This window comes from Bradyrhizobium sp. USDA 4473, from assembly GCF_054063335.1.
This window is the reverse complement of record NZ_JBSSGE010000001.1, coordinates 8,065,469-8,087,213: the sequence shown is the minus strand read 5'-3', so window position 1 is coordinate 8,087,213 and position 21,745 is coordinate 8,065,469. Positions and strand designations below refer to the sequence as shown.

22 protein-coding genes are annotated in these 21,745 nt (G+C 65.5%); all 22 read right to left on the bottom strand.

The genetic code is table 11. The features are described 5' to 3' along the window. Positions 1-13 precede the first annotated feature (13 nt). Positions 14-472, bottom strand: a complete 459-nt coding sequence (locus tag ACVW17_RS37890) for a (2Fe-2S)-binding protein (protein ID WP_456798912.1) — start codon at positions 470-472, stop codon at positions 14-16. A gap of 16 nt (positions 473-488) precedes the next feature. Further along, positions 489-1,382, bottom strand: coding sequence for an FAD binding domain-containing protein (locus ACVW17_RS37885; protein WP_456798911.1), 894 nt, complete (start codon positions 1,380-1,382; stop codon positions 489-491). After that, positions 1,379-2,392 carry an ABC transporter permease gene (locus ACVW17_RS37880; protein ID WP_456798910.1) on the bottom strand — a complete coding sequence of 338 codons (1,014 nt, stop codon included), beginning with the start codon at positions 2,390-2,392 and terminating at the stop codon, positions 1,379-1,381. Before ACVW17_RS37880 ends, ACVW17_RS37885 begins: the two co-directional genes overlap by 4 nt. Beyond that, positions 2,385-3,401, bottom strand: coding sequence for an ABC transporter permease (locus tag ACVW17_RS37875; protein ID WP_456798909.1), 1,017 nt, complete (start codon positions 3,399-3,401; stop codon positions 2,385-2,387). Before ACVW17_RS37875 ends, ACVW17_RS37880 begins: the two co-directional genes overlap by 8 nt. Then, positions 3,398-3,592, bottom strand: coding sequence for a hypothetical protein (locus ACVW17_RS37870; RefSeq protein WP_456798908.1), 195 nt, complete (start codon positions 3,590-3,592; stop codon positions 3,398-3,400). Before ACVW17_RS37870 ends, ACVW17_RS37875 begins: the two co-directional genes overlap by 4 nt. A gap of 73 nt (positions 3,593-3,665) precedes the next feature. After that, the gene (locus ACVW17_RS37865; protein ID WP_456798907.1) at positions 3,666-4,937 is read right to left on the bottom strand and encodes a sugar ABC transporter ATP-binding protein; all 1,272 of its coding nucleotides are present in this window, start codon (positions 4,935-4,937) and stop codon (positions 3,666-3,668) included. 72 nt (positions 4,938-5,009) lie between these two features. Next, positions 5,010-6,116 carry a TMAO reductase system periplasmic protein TorT gene (torT, locus tag ACVW17_RS37860; protein WP_456798906.1) on the bottom strand — a complete coding sequence of 369 codons (1,107 nt, stop codon included), beginning with the start codon at positions 6,114-6,116 and terminating at the stop codon, positions 5,010-5,012. Between the two features lie 104 nt (positions 6,117-6,220). Further along, on the bottom strand, positions 6,221-8,182 hold the full coding sequence (locus ACVW17_RS37855) for a hydantoinase B/oxoprolinase family protein (protein WP_456798905.1): 1,962 nt from the start codon (positions 8,180-8,182) through the stop codon (positions 6,221-6,223). A gap of 3 nt (positions 8,183-8,185) precedes the next feature. Beyond that, positions 8,186-10,210 (bottom strand): hydantoinase/oxoprolinase family protein, encoded by a 2,025-nt coding sequence (locus ACVW17_RS37850; RefSeq protein ID WP_456749868.1) that lies wholly within the window; start codon positions 10,208-10,210, stop codon positions 8,186-8,188. Positions 10,211-10,382: 172 nt separating this feature from the next. Next, the gene (locus ACVW17_RS37845; protein ID WP_456798904.1) at positions 10,383-10,667 is read right to left on the bottom strand and encodes a helix-turn-helix domain-containing protein; all 285 of its coding nucleotides are present in this window, start codon (positions 10,665-10,667) and stop codon (positions 10,383-10,385) included. Further along, positions 10,658-11,344 carry a cupin domain-containing protein gene (locus tag ACVW17_RS37840; protein ID WP_456798903.1) on the bottom strand — a complete coding sequence of 229 codons (687 nt, stop codon included), beginning with the start codon at positions 11,342-11,344 and terminating at the stop codon, positions 10,658-10,660. The genes ACVW17_RS37845 and ACVW17_RS37840 overlap by 10 nt, the downstream gene beginning before the upstream one ends. Before the next feature lie 107 nt (positions 11,345-11,451). Beyond that, positions 11,452-12,417 carry a LysR family transcriptional regulator gene (locus ACVW17_RS37835; protein WP_456798902.1) on the bottom strand — a complete coding sequence of 322 codons (966 nt, stop codon included), beginning with the start codon at positions 12,415-12,417 and terminating at the stop codon, positions 11,452-11,454. Between the two features lie 211 nt (positions 12,418-12,628). Further along, positions 12,629-13,606 carry a 5-oxoprolinase subunit C family protein gene (locus ACVW17_RS37830; protein WP_456798901.1) on the bottom strand — a complete coding sequence of 326 codons (978 nt, stop codon included), beginning with the start codon at positions 13,604-13,606 and terminating at the stop codon, positions 12,629-12,631. Beyond that, the gene (locus ACVW17_RS37825) at positions 13,596-14,471 is read right to left on the bottom strand and encodes a 5-oxoprolinase subunit B family protein (protein WP_456798900.1); all 876 of its coding nucleotides are present in this window, start codon (positions 14,469-14,471) and stop codon (positions 13,596-13,598) included. The genes ACVW17_RS37830 and ACVW17_RS37825 overlap by 11 nt, the downstream gene beginning before the upstream one ends. 43 nt (positions 14,472-14,514) lie before the next feature. After that, on the bottom strand, positions 14,515-15,915 hold the full coding sequence (locus ACVW17_RS37820; RefSeq protein ID WP_456798899.1) for an acetyl-CoA carboxylase biotin carboxylase subunit: 1,401 nt from the start codon (positions 15,913-15,915) through the stop codon (positions 14,515-14,517). A gap of 6 nt (positions 15,916-15,921) precedes the next feature. Further along, positions 15,922-16,164, bottom strand: coding sequence for an acetyl-CoA carboxylase (locus tag ACVW17_RS37815; protein WP_456798898.1), 243 nt, complete (start codon positions 16,162-16,164; stop codon positions 15,922-15,924). Between the two features lie 41 nt (positions 16,165-16,205). Beyond that, entirely contained in the window at positions 16,206-16,934 is a 729-nt protein-coding gene (locus tag ACVW17_RS37810; RefSeq protein WP_456749861.1) for a LamB/YcsF family protein, read from the bottom strand. A 92-nt stretch (positions 16,935-17,026) separates the two neighbouring features. Next, positions 17,027-18,214 (bottom strand): ABC transporter substrate-binding protein, encoded by a 1,188-nt coding sequence (locus ACVW17_RS37805; protein WP_456798897.1) that lies wholly within the window; start codon positions 18,212-18,214, stop codon positions 17,027-17,029. Positions 18,215-18,245: 31 nt separating this feature from the next. After that, complete coding sequence (locus ACVW17_RS37800) at positions 18,246-19,319, bottom strand: branched-chain amino acid ABC transporter permease (RefSeq protein ID WP_456798896.1); 1,074 nt, start codon at positions 19,317-19,319, stop codon at positions 18,246-18,248. Continuing rightward, entirely contained in the window at positions 19,319-20,233 is a 915-nt protein-coding gene (locus ACVW17_RS37795; RefSeq protein WP_456798895.1) for a branched-chain amino acid ABC transporter permease, read from the bottom strand. Before ACVW17_RS37795 ends, ACVW17_RS37800 begins: the two co-directional genes overlap by 1 nt. A gap of 1 nt (position 20,234) precedes the next feature. After that, a complete protein-coding gene (locus ACVW17_RS37790) occupies positions 20,235-20,957 on the bottom strand; it encodes an ABC transporter ATP-binding protein (protein WP_456798894.1) in 723 nt (240 codons plus the stop codon). Continuing rightward, complete coding sequence (locus ACVW17_RS37785) at positions 20,954-21,727, bottom strand: ABC transporter ATP-binding protein (RefSeq protein WP_456798893.1); 774 nt, start codon at positions 21,725-21,727, stop codon at positions 20,954-20,956. The genes ACVW17_RS37790 and ACVW17_RS37785 overlap by 4 nt, the downstream gene beginning before the upstream one ends. Between the last annotated feature and the right edge of the window lie 18 nt (positions 21,728-21,745).

Here is a 21,745-nt window from a genome sequence, read left to right as displayed (position 1 = left end):
CTGCGCCTCCCGATCATCTCGTGGCCAAGGCGAGCAGTGTCGCCTCGACAATGCGTTCATAGCCGGTGCAGCGGCAGATATTCCCGGTCAGCGCAGCCCGGATCTCGTCGCGGGTCGCGTCAGGCCGGGTCGTCAGGAGATGTGTCAAACTCACCACCATGCCGGGAAAGCACATGCCGCACTGGACGGCGTCGCTGGCCTCGAGCGCTATCTGGATACGGTTCAGTGCGCCGTGCGGCGCGAGGCCTTCCACCGTGTGGATCGCGCGGCCATCGGCCAACGCGGCCGGCAGCAGGCAGGATGGCGTGGGCTCGCCGTCGACCAGCACCATGCAGGCACCGCAAAAGCCTTCGCGACAGACCGGTTTCGCGCCGGTCAGATGCAGCTCCTCGCGCAGGATGTCGACCAGCGGCGTGGCAGGGTCCGCCGTGCAGGAGAGGCGATCGCCGTTGACGGTGAGGCTAAATCCCATGTCGATCCCCGCGGGTTCAGGAGCCGAGCGCTGCGGTCGCAGCGCGGCGGACGAGACCAGGCAGCACGCTGACGCGATACCAGCCGGGCGCATCGACGCTGTCGCGGCCGGTGAACTCGTCCGTCAACTCGGTCGCGCTCCTTGCTGCTTCTGCGGCGTCGAGCGGCCGTCCGAGCAGCGCCGCTTCCAGCCGCGGCCATCGCCGTGCGCTCGCCTCGACCGAACCGACGGCGATCCGCGCGGCCTGGACACGGCTCGCCGCATCGAGGCTGACCGAAAGGCTGACGATGGCGACCGGATAGTCGCCCGCTCTGCGCAGCGGCAGCCGGACATGGACCGTCTTGCGCAAGGTCCGGGGCAGGATGATCCGTGTCACCAAGCGGCCGGGTGCGAGCGTTGACCTGATCTTGAGGAAATCCGCCAGGCTGAGGTGCTCGCGACCGCTGCGGTCCGCGATCTCGACATCGGCATCGAGACAGAGCAGCGCCGGCACGCAATCCGCCGCGGCGAAATCAGACGTCGCGAGATTGCCGCCGATCGTTGCCATGGCACGGATCGCGGGGTTGGCGGAGTGTCCGGCAGCCGCTGCGAGGCCGGCAAACTCCGGATGACCGGCCAGGGCCGCCGTCAGCTCCGCATGCGTGACCGCCGCGCCGATCTCGATGGCATCGCTGCCGATCCGGACCGCATTCAGCTCGGCTATTCGTCCGATCGCGACGTAATGGGTCTTGAGCGGCTGGTGCCGGATCGGCGATCGCATGATCCAGGTGCCGCCGGCAAACGGAGCGCCGGCCGCACCGACTTCGCCCAGTGCATCGAGCGCGGCGGCGAGCGAGGGCGCAACGTAGATCGATGCCGGTGCGTTCTGCGCCGCGACCGCGCCGTCCCGGATGGGTGAGCCCGACGTCATTGGCGTCGCTCCTGCCGCAGGCGATCCAGCAGGACGCCGATGATGACGATCGCGCCGAGCACGACCATCTGGACGTATCCGTCGATCCGGGTGAGGTTCATGCCGTTGGACAGGATGGTGATGAACAGCGCGCCGAGGATGGCGGTGCCGACCCCGCCGCGCCCGCCTGCCAGGCTGGTTCCGCCGACCACGGCGCCGGCGATCGCCTGCAGCGAAAGCGCGCCGCCGAGGTTCGGTTCGCCCGAGCCGGTCCGCGCCGTCATCATGATCGCACCCAGCGCGGCAAGCCCCGAGCACAGCACGTAGGTCGCGACCAGGATGCGCCTGACCGGCAGGCCGGCGACCGCCGCGGCGCGCGGGTTGGTGCCGATCAAATAGAGCGACCGGCCGAACACGGTGCGTGCCAGCAGCAGATGAAGCAAGACGCCGATCGCGACGGTGATCGCGATCGCCGCCGGCACGCCGAACAGGCTGCCGCCGTAGAATATCTGCGAGAACAGCGGCGGCACGCCCTGCACCGGCCGTCCGGACGAAAGGGTGGTCGCGATCCCGATCGCGATATTGTAGCTGCCCAGCGTCGCGACGAACGGATTGACGCCGAGCAGCGCGATGACCACGCCGTTGAACAGGCCGCACGCGATGCCGAGCGCGAAACCGGCCGCGAGCCCGGCGAGCAGCACGGCGGCCGTGCCATGGCCCGACGCGGTGGCGCCGGCCATCGCCAGCGCAGTGCCGACGCTGACCATCGACACGGTCGGGCCAAGGGCGAGGTCGAAGCCGCGGGTGAGGATGACGACGGTCTGCGCCATGGCGAACAGGGCGAGGTAGCTGGTCTGCTGCGCGATGTTGAGCAGGTTGGCCGACGACAGCACGCCGTGGTCGACCATGGCAAAGCCGAGCAGCAGCAGCACCAGGGCAGCCGGCAGGACCGCGCTCCAGAGCCGGCGGCTCACCGTCAGTTGCGGGCGATCGGGGTCCTTGGCACCGACAGATAATTCGAGATCAGACACGCGGCTTGCTCCGTCGGCTGAGTTCGTCGAGCGCCACGGCTGCGACCATGATGACGCCGAGGAAGACCGGCTGAAGGCGGGAATCGACATGCAGCAGGTTGAGGGCGTTGCCGAGGATGGTCAGGAACAGCGCACTGACGGCGACAATCTCGACGCGCCCGACGCCGCCGCGCAGGCTGACGCCGCCGATCACGGCGGCAGCGATCGATTGCAGCATCATCCGGTCGCCGCCGAAGCTGGCCTGGCCGGAGCCGACCTGCGCGGTCAGCAGGATGCCGGTCAATGCCGCAAGCACGCTCGAGACGACATAGGTGCCGACGATATGGCGCTGAATCGTCACGCCCGACACCACCGCGGCATCGACATTGCCGCCGATCGCGTAGACGTAACGGCCGAACAGCGTACGCCGCTGCGCAAACACCATCAGGAGGATTACGATCAGCGCGACATGAACCGCGGTCGGCAGCCCGAGTGCCTGGGCGCGGCCAAAGCCTTTCACGAAGCTCTCCGGCATGCCGTAAACCGGGATGCCGTTGGTGATCATCAAGCCGACGCCCGCCGTCGCCGACATCGTGCCGAGCGTCACCACGAAGCCGGAGACCTTGAGCTTGGCCACGCAGAAGCCGTTGACGAGCCCGACCACGGCTCCGGAGCCGAGCCCGGCCGCGACGCCGCTTGCGATGATAAGGGCATTGTTGCCGGGAAACGCCGTAGCTGTCGCCGCCATGGTTTTTGCGGTGACGACGCTCGCCAGTGCGACGACCGCGCCGACCGAAAGGTCGAAGCCGCCGGCGATGATGACCAGTGCCTGGCCGCAGGCGACGATCGCGAGCAGCGAGGCGTTACGCAGGATGTTGAGGACGTTGATGATACCATAGAACTGCGGATCGACCGCCGACATGCCGGCCACGAGCATCACCAGCAAAGCCGGCAAGAATCCGATCCGGCCGGCCATCGATCGCAGGCTGAGCGTGCCGTGCGGGTTGGTGGTGACCAGCGCCGTAGTCATGCGACCTCCGCGGCGAGGTGATCGCGGAAGAAGCTCGACAGCACGTTCTGCTCGGTCTTCTCGGCGCCCTTCAGCTCGGCGGCGATGCGGCCGTGGTGCATCACGTAGAGCCGGTTCGACAGCGCCAGCACCTCCGGCAATTCCGACGACACCACGATAACGGCGGCGCCGGCCTCGATCAGGCGTTTCATGAACTCGTAGACTTCGAGCTTGGCGCCGACGTCGATCCCGACGCTCGGCTCGTCGAAGAGGAATACGGTCAGTTCACGCGTCAGCGCGCGGTCCCAGCATCACCTTCTGGCGGTTGCCGCCGGACAATGTGCCGGCGCTGCGTTCGATGTTCAGCGGCCGTAGCTGCAGCTGCTCCATGATGCCTGTAATCGTCATGCGCTCGGCAGCCTGCCGCAAGACGCCTAAGCGGGCGAAGGCGGGTAGGTCGAGCCCGGTCATCGATGCGTTCTCGCGGATCGGCCGCGACAGCGCGAGACCCTCGGCGATGCGGTTGGCAGGAAAATAGGCGATACCGCGCTTGAGACTTCGCCTGGGCGTCGGAAATTCGTAAGGCAGACCATCGATACGGATCACGCCGGACGTCGCGGGTTCGATGCCGTAGATCGCGCGGATCAGCTCCGACTTGCCGCAGCCGACGAGGCCGGCGATTCCGGTGATCTCGCCGGCGCAGGCATGGAAATTCACCCCCTGAACGCTGCCGTCGGCGAGCGTCAGGCTTTCGATGTCGACCATCACCTTGTCGGGGCGATGCGCGATGGTCGGAAACAGCAGGTCGATCTTGCGGCCGGTCATCAATTCCACCAGTTCGCCATCCGTCGAGCCGGCGGCATCGAGGGTCTGGATATGACGGCCGTCGCGCAGCACCGTGACGCGGTCGGCAAGCGCGCGGATCTCGCGCATGCGGTGCGAGACATAGATCAGCCCGACATTCTGGCTTTTCAGGCGCGCGATCAGCTCGAACAGTCGTCCGGTCTCGCGTTCGGTCAAAGAGGCGGTCGGCTCGTCGAGGATCAAAAGGCGGACGCGACCGAGCAGGGCTTTTGCGATCTCGGCCATCTGCTGATGTGCGCGGGAGAGGTCATCGATCCGTTGTGACGGATCGAGATCGAAGCCGAGCTCGTCGATCAGTGCGCTGGCGCGCTTGCGCATCTCGCGCGAGCGCAGCACCCCGCCATGGGTAATCTCGCGGCCAAGGAACAGGTTCTCTTCGACGGTGAGACTCGGGATCAGCGAGAATTCCTGGAACACCGGGCTGATGCCGATCTCGCGGGCCCGTTGCGGTGTCAGATGCTGGATCTGCTCGCCGCCGAAATGGAAGGTGCCTTCGTCGGCTGGAAAGGTACCCGATATGACATTGATCAGGGTCGACTTGCCAGCACCGTTCTCGCCGAACAGCACGTGAAGCTCGCCGGCGTGGACATCGAGGTCGACGCGGTCGAGCGCGCGGACGCCGGTGAATCGCTTCGATATCCCCCGCAATCGCAGCAGAGGTTCGGCCGGCTTGGGGGCGATCTCGACGTCCATCCGCTGCTCCGTGGGGTGGGTCGTGGGCGAAGGCGAGAGCGTTGCTCCCGCCTTACGCCGGCTCTTGATCAGTTACTTGGCCTTGACCGAGTAGACCGGCGTCCAGCTTGCCGGCGCCAGCACGAGATCCATCTGCAATTTCGGCACGGTGGTCTTGTCGATCACCGCGGCCACCGGCTGGACCAGGCTCATGATCGGCTTCTTCTCGATGAGACGCACCGCCTGGTCGATCGCGATGGCGCCTTCGCCGACCGGATATTGGGTCGCAAAGGCGAGGATGTCGCCGCGGTTCAGCGCGTCGAGCATGGCCTGGTTCTCGTAGGACGACACGATCTTCAGATCGCTTCGGCCGGCCTCGGCCACCGCGCCGATGGCGGCCTCGGCGGTGGGGGCGGTGCCCCAGATCACGTTCATGCCGGGATAGGCCTGCAACGCATCCTGGATCAGCTGAAGCTGCACGGCGACGCCGGAGTCGCCGAACTTCTCAGCCAGGATCTTGGCGTTCGGGTTCTTGGCGACGGCCTTCTTGAAGCCCTCATTGAACGACTCCGCCCAGCCCGAGCCGGCCGGACCGGGGAACGTCACGATGTTGAGCTTGTCGCCGGGCTTGGTCTGCGCCAGCAGGCCGTCGCCGGTGACCTCGCCCATGGCGACGAAGTCGACATAGTTGGCCGCGGGCAGCGCATTGGGCGGCAGCGGGTTGGTGACGCCGACCACCGGCACGCCCTTGGCCTTGGCTTCCTCGAACTTCTTGCTGAGGCCCGCATCGGAGATGGCGCCGACGATGATCGCGTCCGGCCCGCTCGCCATGCAGTCGTCGAATTGCGACAGCTGCTTGGGCAGGTTCTCGTAACCTCCGGCCTCGTAGAGGTTCATGTTGACGTTCATCGTCTCGGCCTGTTTCACGATGCCGTAGGCGACCGCGACCCAGAAACTGTCCTTCATGTGCGGAAACAGCACACAGAGCTTGTAGGGCTTCTCGGCTTTCGGCAGCGGCGTGTATTCAGCAGGTTTCGGCGTGCCGGATGACGCATCGTAGACCTTCATGGGAAACCACGGCGTCTCGGCCGCTGCCAGTGCCGGAGTGACGGCGCTGGCAAGCGCGAGGCCGGCGGCGATGCCGAGCACGGAGCGGATCGGCCATTGTCGGTTGGAAGAAAGGCACGTCGTGATCGTCATAGCGCAATCCTCATGGTTCGAATGAAACTGCAGGGGCGGTGATTTCGAATCCTCTCTCGATAGACAGTCCGCGCCGCTGACGGCGGCGCCGACGTCGATGGCAATCAGCCCGGTTTCCACATCGCGACCGAGCGCCGCTCGAATGCTTCGCGGAATTGGCGGGTGGATTCGGGAAGCAAGGCGCCGGTGCCCCAGTCGAGGATCACCGCGTGGCTGCGGATCACGTCGAGCGCGTCGAGCTCGCCGTTGCGGTAGCGTTGTGCCACCTGCTCGGGATCGAGTCGCACATTGGCAATGCGCTCGGCGCGGATCTTGGCGCGCAGCGCCGCAGTCGCAACCTTGTCGACCTCGTAATTGCAGAGCTCGGCGTCGATGGCGTGCACCACGACGCCGTAGTCCTTGGCGGCGCGCGCGACCGAGACATAATCGTCCTTGATGTCCTCGATCACGAGATTCGGATCGCGCTCCAGCGGGTCGCCAAAGCCGCCGCCGCCGGCGGTCGGACGCGAGAAGATGTCGCCTTCGCCGATCGGGACATCCGAGAAGATCGAGCCGAGCCGTTCCTCGGCCGTGCTGCCGGCGCGCTTCAGGGTCAGGCCGTGCGGCATCGACGGCAGGCCACCCTCGATGCCCCACACGATGGCGCGCTCGCGGTCGCAGATATAGGAAATCACGGTCTTCTCGGCCTGCAGCATCCGCGACGTCTTCATCACGCCGGCGCCGCCGCGCCATTTGCCGGGACCGGGTGAATCCCTGAGGATCTCGCATTCGGTGGTCAGGATCGGGTTGGCGCGCTCCTGGCCCTCGACCGGCTGCGACATCAACCCGGTGCCGAAGCAGGCAGTCGTGACGTTGCTGCCGTCCTTGCCATTGCGTCCGCCCCAGCCGCCGGGCAGCCAGTCGTAGAACATGAAGATTGGCTTGTCGGAACTGCGGGCGTCGAGGCCGCCGGTCAGCAGATATTCGAGATTGAAGGCGCAGGCGAGCGCGCGCTCCGGCATCAGCTTCGACCACATCTCGTAGATCGAGTTCATGATCTTTTCGAACGGCATCAGGAAGCCGGTGACCGCAATCGGCCATTTGGCGTCGACGATCGAGCCTTCGGGGGCGATGATCTCGAAGCAGCGATAGAAGCCCGAATTGAGCGGCAGATCCGGGAAGAAGGTCTTCATGCCGGCGGCAACGGCGGAGAAGGTCGCGCCGAACGCCGAGTTGTAGATCGAGCCGATCGTCGGGTGGCTGCCGGTGAAGTCGTAGATCGCGCGGTCGCCCTTGATCGTCAGCTTGATGCGGATCGGGATCATGCCTTCGCCGCCGGCCGGATCGCGGTCGATGAAGTCGACTGTCTCCCATTCGCCGTCGGGGAGCGCTGCGATGCGCTGGCGTGCCGAGCGCTCGACATAGTCCTGCACGGCGGCAAGCCCGGTCTCGACCGTATCGCGGCCGTATTTGCCGACTAGGCGCAGGATCTCGCGTTCGCACACCGCGGTGGCTTCGGCCTGGGCCTGGATGTCGCCGATGATCGAGGCCGGGTCGCGCGTGTTGGACGCGATCAGATGCGCGACGTCCTTGCGCAAGCCATTCTTGTCGAAGAGGCGGACCGGCGTGATGCGCAGGCCCTCGCGGAACATCTCGCGGGCGGCGACGTCGAACGATCCCGGCACGCTGCCGCCGACGTCAGACCAGTGTCCGTTGGACTGGCTGAAGGCGATGATCTTGCCGTCGGCGAAGATCGGACGGATCAGCCGCACGTCGGAGAAATGGGTGCCGCCGGCATAAGGATCGTTGATGGCGAAGACGTCGCCCTCATGCATGTCGCCTTCGAAATGGCGCATGACGTCCTTGCAGGTGAAATGCAGCGTGCCGACGTGAACCGCGATGTCCTGGTTGCCTTGCGCGGCGCATTCGCCATTGGCGTCATGCAGCGCGCTTGAGAAATCGCGATTGTAAATCACGAAGGAGTAGCAGGTTCGCAACACCTGCTCGCCCATCTGGTCGACGCTGGTGATGAAGGAGTTCTTCAGAACCTCGAAGGTCACGGGGTCGAGCGGGAGAGCTCCGGTCATGGCTCACTCCTTCACGCGGATGATGATGTTGAGATATTTGTCGACCTCGGCGCTGGCGCCGGGCGGCACGACGGTGGTCGCATCGACCTGCTCGATGATCGCGGGGCCTTGAAAGGAGAAGCCGCAGGGCAGGTCGTCGCGCTGATAGACGGGCGTATCGAGCCCGCTGCCCTCGAACCAGACCCTGCGGCGGCTGACCGGCCCGGGGCTAGCGCCAGTCGGCGTGTGAATGGCGAACTCGGCCTTGGGAACCACACCCACGGCCTTCAGATTAAGACGGAAGAAGGAGACCGGCGCGCTGTCGCGGCGGAAATTGTATTCGCGCTGGTGTTCGGCGTGGAAACTCTGCACCAGATCGGAAATCGCTGCGATCGGACGCGGCGCGCTCACCGCGAGCGAACGCCACTGGCCGCGATACATCATGTCGATCGAGCGCTGCAACACGATGTCCTGCTGCGCGACGCCCTCATGGGTCAGCCGTGCCAGCGCCGCTTTCTCGAGCTCCGCGAATTGCGCCTCGATCTCGGCGGCGTCGGCGTCGGCCGCATCGACCATGCAGCTCTGCGAGAAATCGTGCTGCACGTCGACGAGCAGGCAGCCGAGCGCGGAGGTCACGCCGGGATTGGGCGGCACGATCACAACAGGAATCGAAAGATCGCGCGCGACGTCGACGCCATGCAGGGCGCCGGCGCCCCCGAATGCGACCAGGGCAAAGTCGCGCGGATCGTAGCCGCGGCTGATCGAGATCAGCCGCACCGCATCCGACATGTTGGCATTGGCGACCTTGACGATCGCGTCGGCGGCTTCGTGCAGGCCGAGGCCGAACGGCTTTGCAACGCCGTCTTCGACCGCCTGCTCAGCCAATGCGGGGTCGAGCTTGACCTTGCCGCCGGCGAGGTCGGTACCGAGCCGGCCAAGCGTCACATTGGCGTCGGTGTTGGTCGGCTGCGTATTGCCGTTGCCATAGCAGGCCGGTCCCGGGTGCGCACCGGCCGATTGCGGTCCGTTGCGCAGCGAGCCGGCCGGGTCCGTCCACGCCAGCGAGCCGCCGCCGGCGCCGATGGTGAGCACTTCGATCGAGGCAAAGCGGATCGGATAGCCGAATTCGATGTGCCAATCCTTGGTGATGCGCGACTGCCCCTCATAGGCCAGCGACACGTCGGTGGAGGTGCCGCCCATGTCGAGGCCGATCGAGTTCGGAAAGCCGCAGAGGCCGGCGATATAGCGGCTGGCGATGGCGCCGGCGGCGATGCCGGAGCCAGCCAGGCGCGCCGCGAAATCCTTCACGCTCGCCGGCGTCATCACGCCGCCGCCGGTGTGCAGCAGCAGCAGATCGCGGCTGTAGCCTTCCTGCGCCAAGCGTTCGCCGAGCCGGCTCGTGTAGTTGACGACGACCGGGCTCACCACCGCATTGGCGACCGTGGTCGAGAACCGCTCATGCTCGAAGATCTCGGGAAGCACCTGCGAGGAGATCGAGACCGGAATATCAGGCATCTCCGCCAGCAGGATGTCGCGCATGGCGCGCTCATTGGCGCCGTTGAGATAGGCGTTCATGAAACAGACGGCGACGGCGGCGACGCCGCGACGCTTGAGGATGCGCGCGACGTTGCGCGCGGCGTCGAGGTCGAGCGGCTCGATCACGGTGCCTGCAGCATCCACGCGCTCGGGGACGGTCAGGCGGTCGCGCCGCGGCACATAGGGCCGGACCACGTCCTTGTAGGTGTCCCAGAGGTCTTCCTTGTTGGCGCGGCGGATCTCGATGACGTCGCGGAACCCCTTGGTAGTGACGACGGCGGTGCGCGGCAGGCGGCGCGTGATCAGCGCGTTGGTGGCAACCGTCGTGCCGTGCGAGAACAGCGCCACCCTGGACAGGTCGATACCGGCCTTGGACACGCCGCCCATGATCCCGTCGATCGGATCGCGCGTGGAGGAGGTCTTTTCGATGCGGATGAGACCGGTGGTCTCGTCCATAATGCAGATGTCGGTGAACGTGCCCCCGACATCGACAGCCACACGAAGGTCCTGCACCATGCGTCTTCCTTTCGAACAAGCGTTTCGCCGATCTTAGGCAGAGCGGCGGCTTGCCTTCTTGACGCTGAGCGCAGGAAGATTTGTGCGAGAGAGCGCAGCCGCAGGGGGGCACACGTGCCCGGACCGGCGGCGGGATGCCTAGGAAACGATCAGGCGGCTGATGCCGCCGTCAGGCGCTGGCGGCGCGCGAGGTGGCACGCGCCTCGCTGGGGGTGCAGCCGAACCGGCCGCGATAATTGCGGCTGAACTGCGCCTGGTCGGCAAAGCCCCATTGATAGGCGATCTCCGAAATGCTCTTGCGGCAGCTTGCATCGCGCAGCAGGGCGTCGCACATCGACAGTCGCTGGTTGCGGATATAGGCGCAGACGGTCAGGCCTTCGCCTTCGAAGATCTGGTGCAGATAGCGCAGCGAAATGCCGCAGCCATCGGCGATCATCTGCGGCGTCAGCCGCATGTCGTCGAGGCGGGTGTGCGAATGAACTGCTCGCAGCGCAGCAGATGGCCGTTGCGCACCGAGGACGAATGGCCGGTCAGCACGCGGTCGTCGGATTCGATGGCCATCGCAAGCAGCTCGATCAGGTGCTTGCCCATCATCGCCCGCGCCGTCTCGTCCATTTCCTCGATCCGCTCCGCGGAGAGCCGCAGCGTGTCGACGAACAGCGCGCCGACGCTGCGGCTGGCGTCGAACTGCAGCGTCGCGAGCCGCTCGGGGCGGGTGATGCGCCCGCGCAGCACCACGCTCGGGATCTTCAAACACCACAGCGCCGTCGGATCCTGATGGCTGAACTCGTAGGGCAGATGGCTGCGCTCGATCAGGAAGGCGCCGGGCCGGCAGTGCACCACCTTGCCGTCCTGCTCGAAGCGGATTTCGGCAAGCTCCGGCACCGTGATCAGGAAGGATTCCTCCCGCTCGCTCAGCAGATGCCGCTCATGCCGCTTGTAAAGCAGGCCGTTTGCAATGTTGCGCGAGACCGAGAGGGGACCCATCGACCAGGCACCGAGGCGCGCATTGAAGTCGCGCGTGCTCGGGAAGCGCAGGTCGAGCGAGTAATAGGTTCGGGAGACCACCTCCTGCCAGTACTGGCGGCGGCTCTGCAACGGGATGTCGTTGGTCGTGTAGGTGACTTGCATGTCTCACTCCCCGCCGCCGGCTGTGCCTCCGGTCGTCGCGTCCCCGGGTCAAAGTTTGGCGAGGACTGCCGGACGGCGTCAAGTCGAATAAAACGGAAACAGATATTCTAGATTTCGATCGCCTCCTCGGCCCGGTGCCGGTGATCCATGCTGACCGGGGGCCGGGCCGGCCCCACGCCGGCAACCGCAAAGCGCATGAAATCGCGGAATGCCATCGCGGCGTCCGATGGCCTGGTGTCGCGACGCCAGGCCAGGCCGATGTCCATGGTGGGCACCTCGTCCTCGACGACGCGGGTCTCGATCCGCTGCCCTTCCAGCGACCAGGGCCGGTAGATCAGGTCGGAGAGGATGGCGATCCCCATGCCGCCTGCGACCATCGAGCGCACGGCTTCGACCGAGGACGTGCGGAAGATCGTCTTCGGCTCGAGCGAGGCGTTGCTCCAGTAGCGCATCGAGGTGTGCTTGGCCTCGTCGACGGTGAGCATGACGTAGGGATAGGTCGCGATCTCGGCGAGATGAACCCGCTCGGCGCGGGTCAGCGGATGCTCCGGCGCCAGCCACAGCCGGCGCGGCGATCGCAGCAACGTCTCGCTGGTGAGTTTGGCGTTGTCGCGCAAATTGGAAACCAGCATCACCGCGAGATCGAGCGCGCCGTCGACCAGCGCGCGTTCGAGCACGTCGCGCGGTGCCTCGAACAGCTCGATTGTGATGCCGGGGAAGCTCGCCTGGAAGCGCATCTGATGGCGCGGCAGGAAGTAGCCCGACACGGTATAGGTGACGCCGATGCGGATCGTCCCGAACAAGGGTCCGGCGGCCATCTGCGTGCTGCGCACCGCTTCGGCGACAGTGGCGAGGATTTGACGGCCCTGGGACAGGAACCGGCTGCCCTCCATGGTGACGGTCACACCGTTCGGCGTGCGTTCCAGCAGGCGCGCGCAGACGGTTGCTTCGAGCTGCTGAATGGCCGCAGTGACCGCGGACTGCGAGACATTGAGGTCGATCGCCGCCTGGCTGATCCGACCGGTCTCGGCGGCGGCGACAAAGTAGCGGATTTGTTTCAGAGAAACGGACATCGCGGTTGCTCCGATGTTGCCTAACCCATGAGCGGCGCCCCTCAGCCCGGCGGTATTCATTGCAACTCTCGTGCCGACAGGCCGGGAAGTCGCCGTGATGCCGATTTCAGACATGAGAGGCCGCAACCGACGGCCGAAGCGCAGGACATGATCATGCGCGGTCACCAATCGATGACCGCGGTCGTTGGCGAACAGGGCAGGTGACTGGCAATTATGCCAGTGCGCTGTGCAGCCTGCCGAGCAACTCCGAGCGGCTTTTGCGGGCCGCGAGCGCCTCGTTCATGTCGACCTTGACGAACTTCACCGGCGTGTTGGGTTGCAGCTGGCCGATCAGATCCATATCGGCGGCGATCACGGTGCCGACCATGAAGTAGCCGCCGCCAGAGACGGCGTCACGATGCAGCACGATCGGCTCGGTGCCGCCGGGAACCTGGATCGAGCCGTAGGGATAGCAGGCGTCGGTGATGTTGGACGGATCGGAGCCCGCGCCGAACGGCGGTTCGCGCGGCACGAATTCGAGCGGCTTGCCGCCCTTGAAGCGGTAGCCGATCCGGTCCGCTTCCGGCGCGACCTTCCAGGTGTCGGAGAAGAACCCCGTGCCGGCCGCCTCGGTGATGCGGTGCCAATAGAGGCCGGGCATTGCGCGCAGTTCCGTCGGCATTCCCGCCGGTTGCCCGCGCAATTCCCTGGCAACGGCGCGGCCGTCCTTGACGGTCGCGGCGGCTCTGCCGACCGGCAGTTCGTCGCCGGCCTCGAGCTTGCGGCCCTTGAAGCCGCCGAGCGCGCCGAGCGCATAAGTCGAGCGCGAGCCGAGAACCACGGGCACATCGATGCCGCCGGCGACGGCGATGTAGCCGCGCGCGCCCTGCTTGAGGAAGTCGAAGGAAAGGATCTGGCCGCGTTTCACCTTGAAGCTGGTCCAGGTCTCGCGCGGCTCGCCGTCGAGCTTCGGCGGCAGCTCCGCGCCGGTGATTGCGACGATCGCGTCCTCGGTGAACTCGAGCTCGGGTCCCATGAACACGGCTTCAAGCACGGCCGCGCCCGCCTCGTTGCCGACCAGGAGGTTGGCGGCGACCAGTGCGTGACGGTCCATGCCGCCGGAGAGCGGGATGCCGATGTGATAATAGCCGGGACGTCCGAGGTCCTGCACGGTGGTCGCAAGACCCGGCTTCAAAACCTTAACGGCCATGGAGAACTCCATCGAGCTTGCTGTTATAGCCATCGATGTCGCGGTTGAACTCGGTCAGCGAGAACGAGACATCACGGATGATTGGAGCAAAACGCCCGGCGTCGACATCGGCGACCGCGGCGTCATAGGCCGCCCGGTCGATGGACTTCCACTTCACGATGTCGCCCGGCTTGAACAGGCACATGAAGTCGCGCAGATAGCTGATGCTCTGGTTGGGATCATAGATCGGCATCGGCGTGATGCCGAACATCTGATAGCCGCCGGCCCCACGCACCGAGTAGATGCAGCTGAAGCATCCGCCATGCCCGACGGTGAGTTTCGGCGTGTCGGTGCGCGGGCGCAGATATTTCGGCGCCTGCAGCTGCCGCTTTCGCTCGACCATCTGGTAGAGGAAGGGCAGTCCGGCGACGAAGCCGACCATCGAGACGAACCAGGGCGCACTGGAATGCGCCTTGATGAAGGCGTCGACGCTGTCGAGGCCGTTGATGCGGGCGGCGTATTCGAGGTCGGTGCCTTCAGGATTCTGATGCCGCTCGCGGAAGCGCATCAGTGTCTCGTGGGTCCAGGGATCGTTGTAGAGCACGGGGATCTCGATGATCCGCGTCTTGATCACCGGCTCCGACTTCTCGGATGCGGAATCCAGCCGCTTCAGCTCGGTGAGCAGATCGTCGGGCTTGATCTGGTCGGGATCGAACTTGACCTGATAGGAGGCGTTGGCCGGACAGATCTCGGTGACGCCCTTGATCCTGGCGTCGCGTACCGCATTGGTGATGAAGAGGCTCTTGAAAAAGGCCTCGAGCGACATTGCCTCGCCGACCTCGGCGAAGATGTGCTCGTCGCCGCCGAAGGAAAATCGGGTTTGCATGACTAGCGGCCTCCTGTTGCTGACGGGGCGGATCGTCTCATGATCATGACGCGGCCTTTGCAGCCGATGGCGGTGAGGTGGTGGCAAGGGCCGCGGCGTGGGACTCCAGCCACGGCTCGAGCCATGCGGTATGGAAGCGTCCGGCCTTGACGTCGGCGTCGCGCGCCAGCGCCTGGTGCAGCGGCTTGGTCGTGAAGATGCCGTCGACATTGAGCTCGGCGAGCGCGCGCTCGAGCTTGGCGATGGCGCTCGGCCGATCCTTGTCGTGCACGATCAGCTTGCCGAGCAGGCTGTCGTAGAACGGCGGCACCGTGTAGCCCTGATAGAGCATGCTGTCGAAGCGCACGCCGTCGCCGCCGGGTACGCCGAGCCCGCTCACCGTTCCCGGATTGGGCAGGAAATTCCTGGCCGGGTCCTCGGCATTGATGCGGACCTCGATCGAATGGCCGCTGACGCGCACCTCCTCCTGGCGGATGCGCAACGGCTCGCCGCCGGCGATCCGGATCATCTCGCGCACGAGGTCGATGCCGGTGATCATTTCGGTGATGGGATGCTCGACCTGGATGCGGGTGTTCATCTCGAGGAAGTAGAACTCGCCGGTTCTATCGTCGTAGAGATATTCGAGCGTCCCGGCGCCGCGGTAGTTCACCGCCTTGGCCAGTGCCACCGCGGAGGTGCAGAGCTTTTCGCGCACGGCCTGGGTCAGCGAGGGCGAGGGGGCTTCTTCCCAGACCTTCTGGCGGCGGCGCTGCAACGAGCATTCCCGCTCGAAGCAATGGATCACGTCGCGGCCGTCGCCGAGGACCTGCACTTCGATATGCCGCGCGCCTTCGATCAGCTTTTCGACATAGAGCCCGCCATCGCCGAAGGCCGCAAGCGCCTCGGCCTGCGCCTGCGGCATCAGATGATGGAATTCTTCCGTGGATCGTGCGATGCGGATCCCGCGTCCGCCGCCGCCGGCGGCGGCCTTGATCATCACGGGGAAACCGGTTGTCTCGACCAGCGCGAAGGCTGCGTCCGCCGACTCCAGCCGCCCCTGGCTACCGGGAACGGTCGGCACGCCCGCCGAGGCCGCAGCCTCGCGTGCCGCGACCTTGTCGCCCATCAGCCGGATCGATTGCGCGGTCGGGCCGACGAAGACCAGTCCGGCTGCTTCGACCGCGGCCGCGAACTCGGCATTCTCGGCCAGGAAGCCGTAGCCGGGATGGATGGCATCGGCGCCGGTGCTCTGCGCCGCCGCCAGGATGGTCGCCTGGTTGAGATAAGATTTCGACGCCTGCGGCGGACCGATATCGATCGCCTCATCGGCGAGCCGGACCGCGAGCGAATCCTTGTCGGCCTTGCTGTAGACCTGAACGGTCGCAATGCCGAGATCGCGCGCCGCGCGGATGATGCGCACCGCGATCTCGCCGCGATTGGCTATGAGGAGCTTCTTGATCGTCATGGCTTATCAGACGTCGATTTCGGCGATCGGCTGGCCGGCCATCACGGCGTCCTCGTTCTCGACCAGGAATCCAATGATCTTGCCGGTGACGCCGGCCTTCACCTCATTGAACGATTTCATCACCTCGATGAGCCCGATCGTGTCGCTCTCGGCGACGACGTCGCCGTCGTTCTTGTAGACCGGCTTGTCGGGCGCGGGCTTGCGATAAAAGATGCCCGGGAGCGGCGAGAAGATCTGCTGGGTGGCCATGGTTTCCTCTTTGAGAATCTTTGCTTCGTTGCCGCGACCGTTCAGCGGGCGGTGAGATAGGGGCGGACCGCTTCGCGGACGGCCTCGGCGATGGCGACCGCATTCGGCGTGTCGGAGTGGATGCAGATCGAATCGGCGCCGACCACGATATCGTTTCCCGCCACCGTGCGCGTCTTGCCCTCATTGACCGCTCTTGCGCACCTTGTGGCAGCGTCGGCCGGATCCTTGGCCTCGTGCTCGCGGGTGATGATCAGGCTGCCGTCGCCATTGTAGTCGAGGTCGGCGTAATATTCGGCGACGAAAGCGTGGCCGCGCCGCTCGTAGACCTGCTGGTGCAGCGTTCCCTTCATGCCGAGCAGCGGAACCTTGTAGACGTCGGCGGCGTCCGCGATGGCGTCGGCGATCTCCTCGTTGCGCGAGGCCATGCCGTAGAGCGCACCGTGCGGCTTGATGTGATTGAGCGGCATGCCTTCGGCATCGAGGAACGCCTTGAGCGCGCCGATCTGGTAGAGCAGGCAGTTGGCCAGCTCCTCGCGGTCGATCTTCATCTCGCGGCGGCCAAAGCCCTGCAGATCCGGCAGCGAGGGGTGCGCGCCGACCTTGACGCCGAACTGCCTGGCGAGTTGCACCGTCTTGCGCATGTGATTGAAGTCGGAGGCATGAAAGCCGCAAGCGACGTTCGCGACGTCGATATGGGGCATCAATGCCTTGTCGTCGCCCATCTTGTAGAGGCCGTAGGCCTCGCCCATGTCGCAGTTGATCACGACCATCTCCTTGGTTCCTTCCAGCAGCATTGCAAAAGTACGAAGGCTGCGCCGCCCCGGTTCGCAGCAGGTGCGGCCGGGCGCGGCGCGTTGCCGGCTTATTTCGACACCAGATAATCGAGTGGGATCTTCTCCGAGATCGTCCACTGGTCGATCACTTTCGGCTTGCCGGCCTCGGTGTCGACGATCAGGTAACGGCCCTGGTTCTGGTGGTGGATGTCCTTGCTGAAGGTGCGCGGCCCGAACAGCGTGGCCTCGTTGTTCATCTTCTCGAGCTCGGCCACGACGGCTGCCGCATCGGTCGACTTGGCGCGTTCGACCGCCTTGGCCCAGACGTCGATCAGGACGTAGCCCGGATAGACGTACTGGCTGGACGGGTCGCCGCCGGTGACCTCCTTGTACTTCTTGTTGAACTCGTTGACCTTCGGGTTGGGATCGTCGCCATAGACCGAGCCCTGCACCGGAACATAGAAGTTCGACAGGTCCGGCACGGCGTTCATCCAGTAGCTGCCGTCGACGCCCGAACCGTTGAGGATCATCGACTTGATGCCGGCGGCGCGGATCTGCTTGATGGCGGAGACGGCGCCCGGCATCATCGTGCAGAGCATGATGGCGTCAGGTTCTGTCGGCAGGCTCTTGATCCGCGTGATCTGCGAGGCGATCGAGGCATCGTCGTTTTTGAAGGTGTCGCTGCCGACCAGCTTGGCCTCCTTCAGGCGCGGCAGCATCCAGTCGAAGCCGTCGCAAATGCCCTTGTTGTAGACCGTCCAGCTGTCGAGCAGCCGATAGAAGCTGCGCGCGTTTTTCTTGGTGTAGGCCCATTCCGACATCGTCGCGCCCTGCACCGCCGCCAGCACCGAGGCCGAGAACGAGAACGGGCCGACGCCGGGGATGCCGGCCTTGATCGACTCGGCGCAAAGGAAGAAGGAAACCTTGCCGGCGGCTTGCGCCTGCAGCGCCGCGGGCGCGCCGAAATCGTAGTCGCAGGAGACGATCACGAGATCGGCGCCCTGGTCGAGCACCGCAAGACCAGCCTTGGCGCCTTCGGCCTGGTCGGTCTTGGTGTCGGCAAACACCGGCTTGATCTTCTTGCCGAGCAGGCCGCCGGCCTTGTTGATCTCGTCGATCCGGATCAGCGCCGCGTCCTGCGCCGGCTTGTCATAGGCCTGCATGAAGCCGGATGCCGCGGTGGCAAATCCGACCACGATCTCGTCGGCCGCCTGCGCCGACGTGAACCAGAGCGTGGCTGCTCCGGCCAAGATGCTGAGTAATGTCGTAACGCGCATAACCCCACTCCTCCAATTGTACAAACAAGCGTCAGTGCAGTTCCTTCAGTGCGGTCTGGACCGGCCGCGTCAGGCGCCGCTGCAACGGCCATCGGCGCCAGGAGAACTCCCGGTTGCGGGTCAAGCCGGTCGGCAGGTAGATCAGGATCGCGATGGTGATGATGCCGATTGCGATCTCCTGGACGCCGTTCGGCAGGCCGACGGTGTGTCCGCCGAGGCTGACGCCCTTCTCGAGGTCGCGGAACAGCTCGATCAGCACCGATATCGCGACCACGCCCGAGACGGCTCCGCTGAGGCTGTACATGCCGCCGACCACCAGCATCGACAGCGTGATGAAGGTGGTCCGTAGATAGAATGCGCCGGGATTGACGATGCTCAGGAAATGCGCATACAGCGCGCCGGCGAGCCCGATGATGAAGGCGCTGACGACGAAGGCGATCAGCCGCTCGCGGACGATATCGATGCCGGAGGCGCTGGCCGCGACCGATTCGTCGCGGGTGGCGCGCAGCGCGAGGCCCGAGCGCGAGATCGAATAGAGATAGGCGATCGCGATCGCCACCGCGCCGCCGATCCATCCGGTCCAGACGTTCATGGTGGGCGGAATGCCGACGATCGAACCTTGCCCGCCCGTCACCGAGTCCCAGTTCGAATAGACATTGTTGATGACGCCGAGCAGGCCGAAGGTCGCGATCGAGGCGGCAATGCCCGACAGGCGCATGATGACGCGCCCGACGATCAGCGCGAACAATGCCGCAAACAGGCCCGAGATCGGCGTTGCCACCCACATCGGCAGCTGGGTGTGGAGCAGCCATGTCGGCAGGCCCTTGAGCGTGATCGACTTCATGACCGGTGGGATGGTGAGCCAGGCGGTCATATAGGCGCCGAGGCACATGAAGCTGATATGGCCGAACGACAGCAGGCCGGAATTGCCGACGAAGACGTAGAGCCCGACCACCACCATGATGTTGATAAACATCTCGACCACAGTGCGGTTGAACGCTCGGCTGCCGAATTGATAGGACAGGGCGGCCATGATGAGCAGCGCCACGATCAGCACGATCGGCGTGATGATCGTTTGCCGGATGACGGACGGCCGCTGCGACATCAGACCCTCTGCTTGGCGGATTTCGGTGCGAACAGGCCCTGAGGCCGCACCAGAAGGACGACGATGACCGCGCCATAGACGAAGGCGTCGCGGAACACGCGGGCATCATGCGGCAGGGTTGCCTGGAACACGACGCTGGCGGCACCGATCAGGAAGCCGGCGGCGACGGCGCCGGGAATGCTGCCGAGGCCGCCGATCACGGTCGCGATGAACGCGATCAGCATCACATTGGCGCCCATGCCGATGTCGGCGGTGCCGGAATTGGTCGCCAGGATCAGGCCGATCGCAGCCGCCAGCATGCCGCTAATGGCGAAAGCCAGCAGGATCACGCCGTTGGCGCGAACTCCGAGCATGCGTGCCATGGTGAAATTGTCGGCGGCCGCGCGCATCTCGAGCCCGTAGCGCGTGCGCTTGAGGAAGAGGACGAGGATCACCAGCACGGCCAGCGTGATGATGATGGTCACGACCTGGAGCATCGGGATGTGGGCGCCGAGGAACTCGACCGGCAGGCCGAGGCTCGGCCACAGCGTGATCGACTTCGGCCGGCTGGAAAACAGCATCAGCAGCAGATGGCGGATGACGAAACCGAGCGCGAAGGATGCGATCATCATCGTCGCCGGATTGGCGTTGCGGAAGCGGCGGAACACGACGATCTCCGACAGGATCGACAGCCCGGCGCCGATCAAGAGCAGAAGCGGGATCAGCAGATAGAATGGCAGCTGGCCGGCAAACACGATCGCGGCCGCATCGATCGACGGCCACAGCATGGCGAAGACGCAAAAGGCGATGAAATCGCCGTGGGCGAAATTGACCAGCCGCATCACGCCGAAAATCAGGGCGATGCCGAGCGCGCCGAGGGCATAGAGGCTGCCGAGGCTCAGCGCGTCGAAGATGATCTGGAGCAGCTCGCGCATCTCAGTGATCTCCGAAGCCGAAATAGGTCTGCCTCAGGCGATCGTCCCTGACCATCTCGGCCGCGGGGCCCTCGAGCACGATGCGTCCGCCGCGGATCAGCACCATCCGCCCGCCCGTCATCAGGGCGCGGGTCGAGCTCTGCTCGACGATCAGGAGCGTGAGCTTACGCTGGGCCCGCAACCGCAGCAGGATCTCATAGACCTGGTCGATGATTTTCGGCGCAAGGCCGAGCGACGGCTCGTCGATGGCCATGATGCGCGGCGCGGCCATCAGCGCGCGGCCGATCACCAGCATCTGCTGCTGGCCGCCGGACAGCATGCCCGCCGGGGTGTGGCGGCGCTCCGCCAGCATCGGGAATTCCTGGTAGACCTGATCGAGGTCGCCGGCGATCTTCTTGCGGTCGGCCCGCATACCGGTTCCGACTTTCAGATTTTCCTCGATCGTCAGCGCGCCGAAGACGTTGCGTCCCTCCGGCACCAGCGAAAATCCGCGCCGGGCAATGTCCTCGGGCGCGGCACCCCTGATCTCCATGCCATCGATCATGATGGAACCGGACCCCGGCGGTACGACGCCCGCGATGGCGTTTAGCAGCGTCGACTTGCCGGCGCCGTTCGGGCCGGTCACAAACAGGATCTCGCCCTCGTCGACGGTCAATGTTACGCCGCGGAGCGCCGTCAGGCGTCCATAGCTGACCGTGATGTCGTCGACGGCGAGGGCGGTCATGATGCGACGGCCACTTCGGCAGTCACCTGCGCAATCAACTCGTCGCGTTGCGTGCCCATATAGGCATGCCGCACCGCGTCGCTGTCGCGGATCTGGGCCGGTGGGCCGACTTCGATGACCTCGCCGGAGTCGAGCACGAAGATGCGCTCGCAGAGCTCGAGCACGAGGCCGATATTGTGCTCGATCAGCAGCACGCCGACATTGAGCTCGCCCGCGATCCGGCGGATGATGGCGGCGAGCTCGTGGCTCTCGAGTTCCGACATTCCCGCCGCCGGTTCGTCGAGCAGCAGATATCGCGGCGTGCACATGATGGCGCGGCCGATCGCAACACGGCGCTCGTCCGTATAGGGCAGCGCGCCCGCAATGGTGTTGGCGAGATGCGAGATGCCGAGCCAGGCCATGACCCGCTCGGCTTCGCTGATCGCCTCGGGCCGGCCATGGCCAAGGCCGACGCCGGTCACTTCCAGGTTGTCCATGACGGGCAAGTCGCGGAATAGTCGACCCGACTGGAACGTCCGCGCCACGCCCTTGCGCCGCAATTTGTGCGCCGCAATGCCGTTGAGCGTCTCGCCCTCGAGCTCCACGGTGCCAGCGCCGAGCGGCTGGAAACCGGTCAACACATTGATAAGGGTGGTTTTGCCGGCCCCGTTGGGGCCGATCAGCCCGGTTATGCGCCCGCGCGGCACGGCCAATGTAACGTCAGACAGCGCCTTCAGGCCTTCGAATTGGACGCTGACATCGCGCGCGACCAATTCCAACCCGTCCGCCATCATCTCAACGCCTTTTCG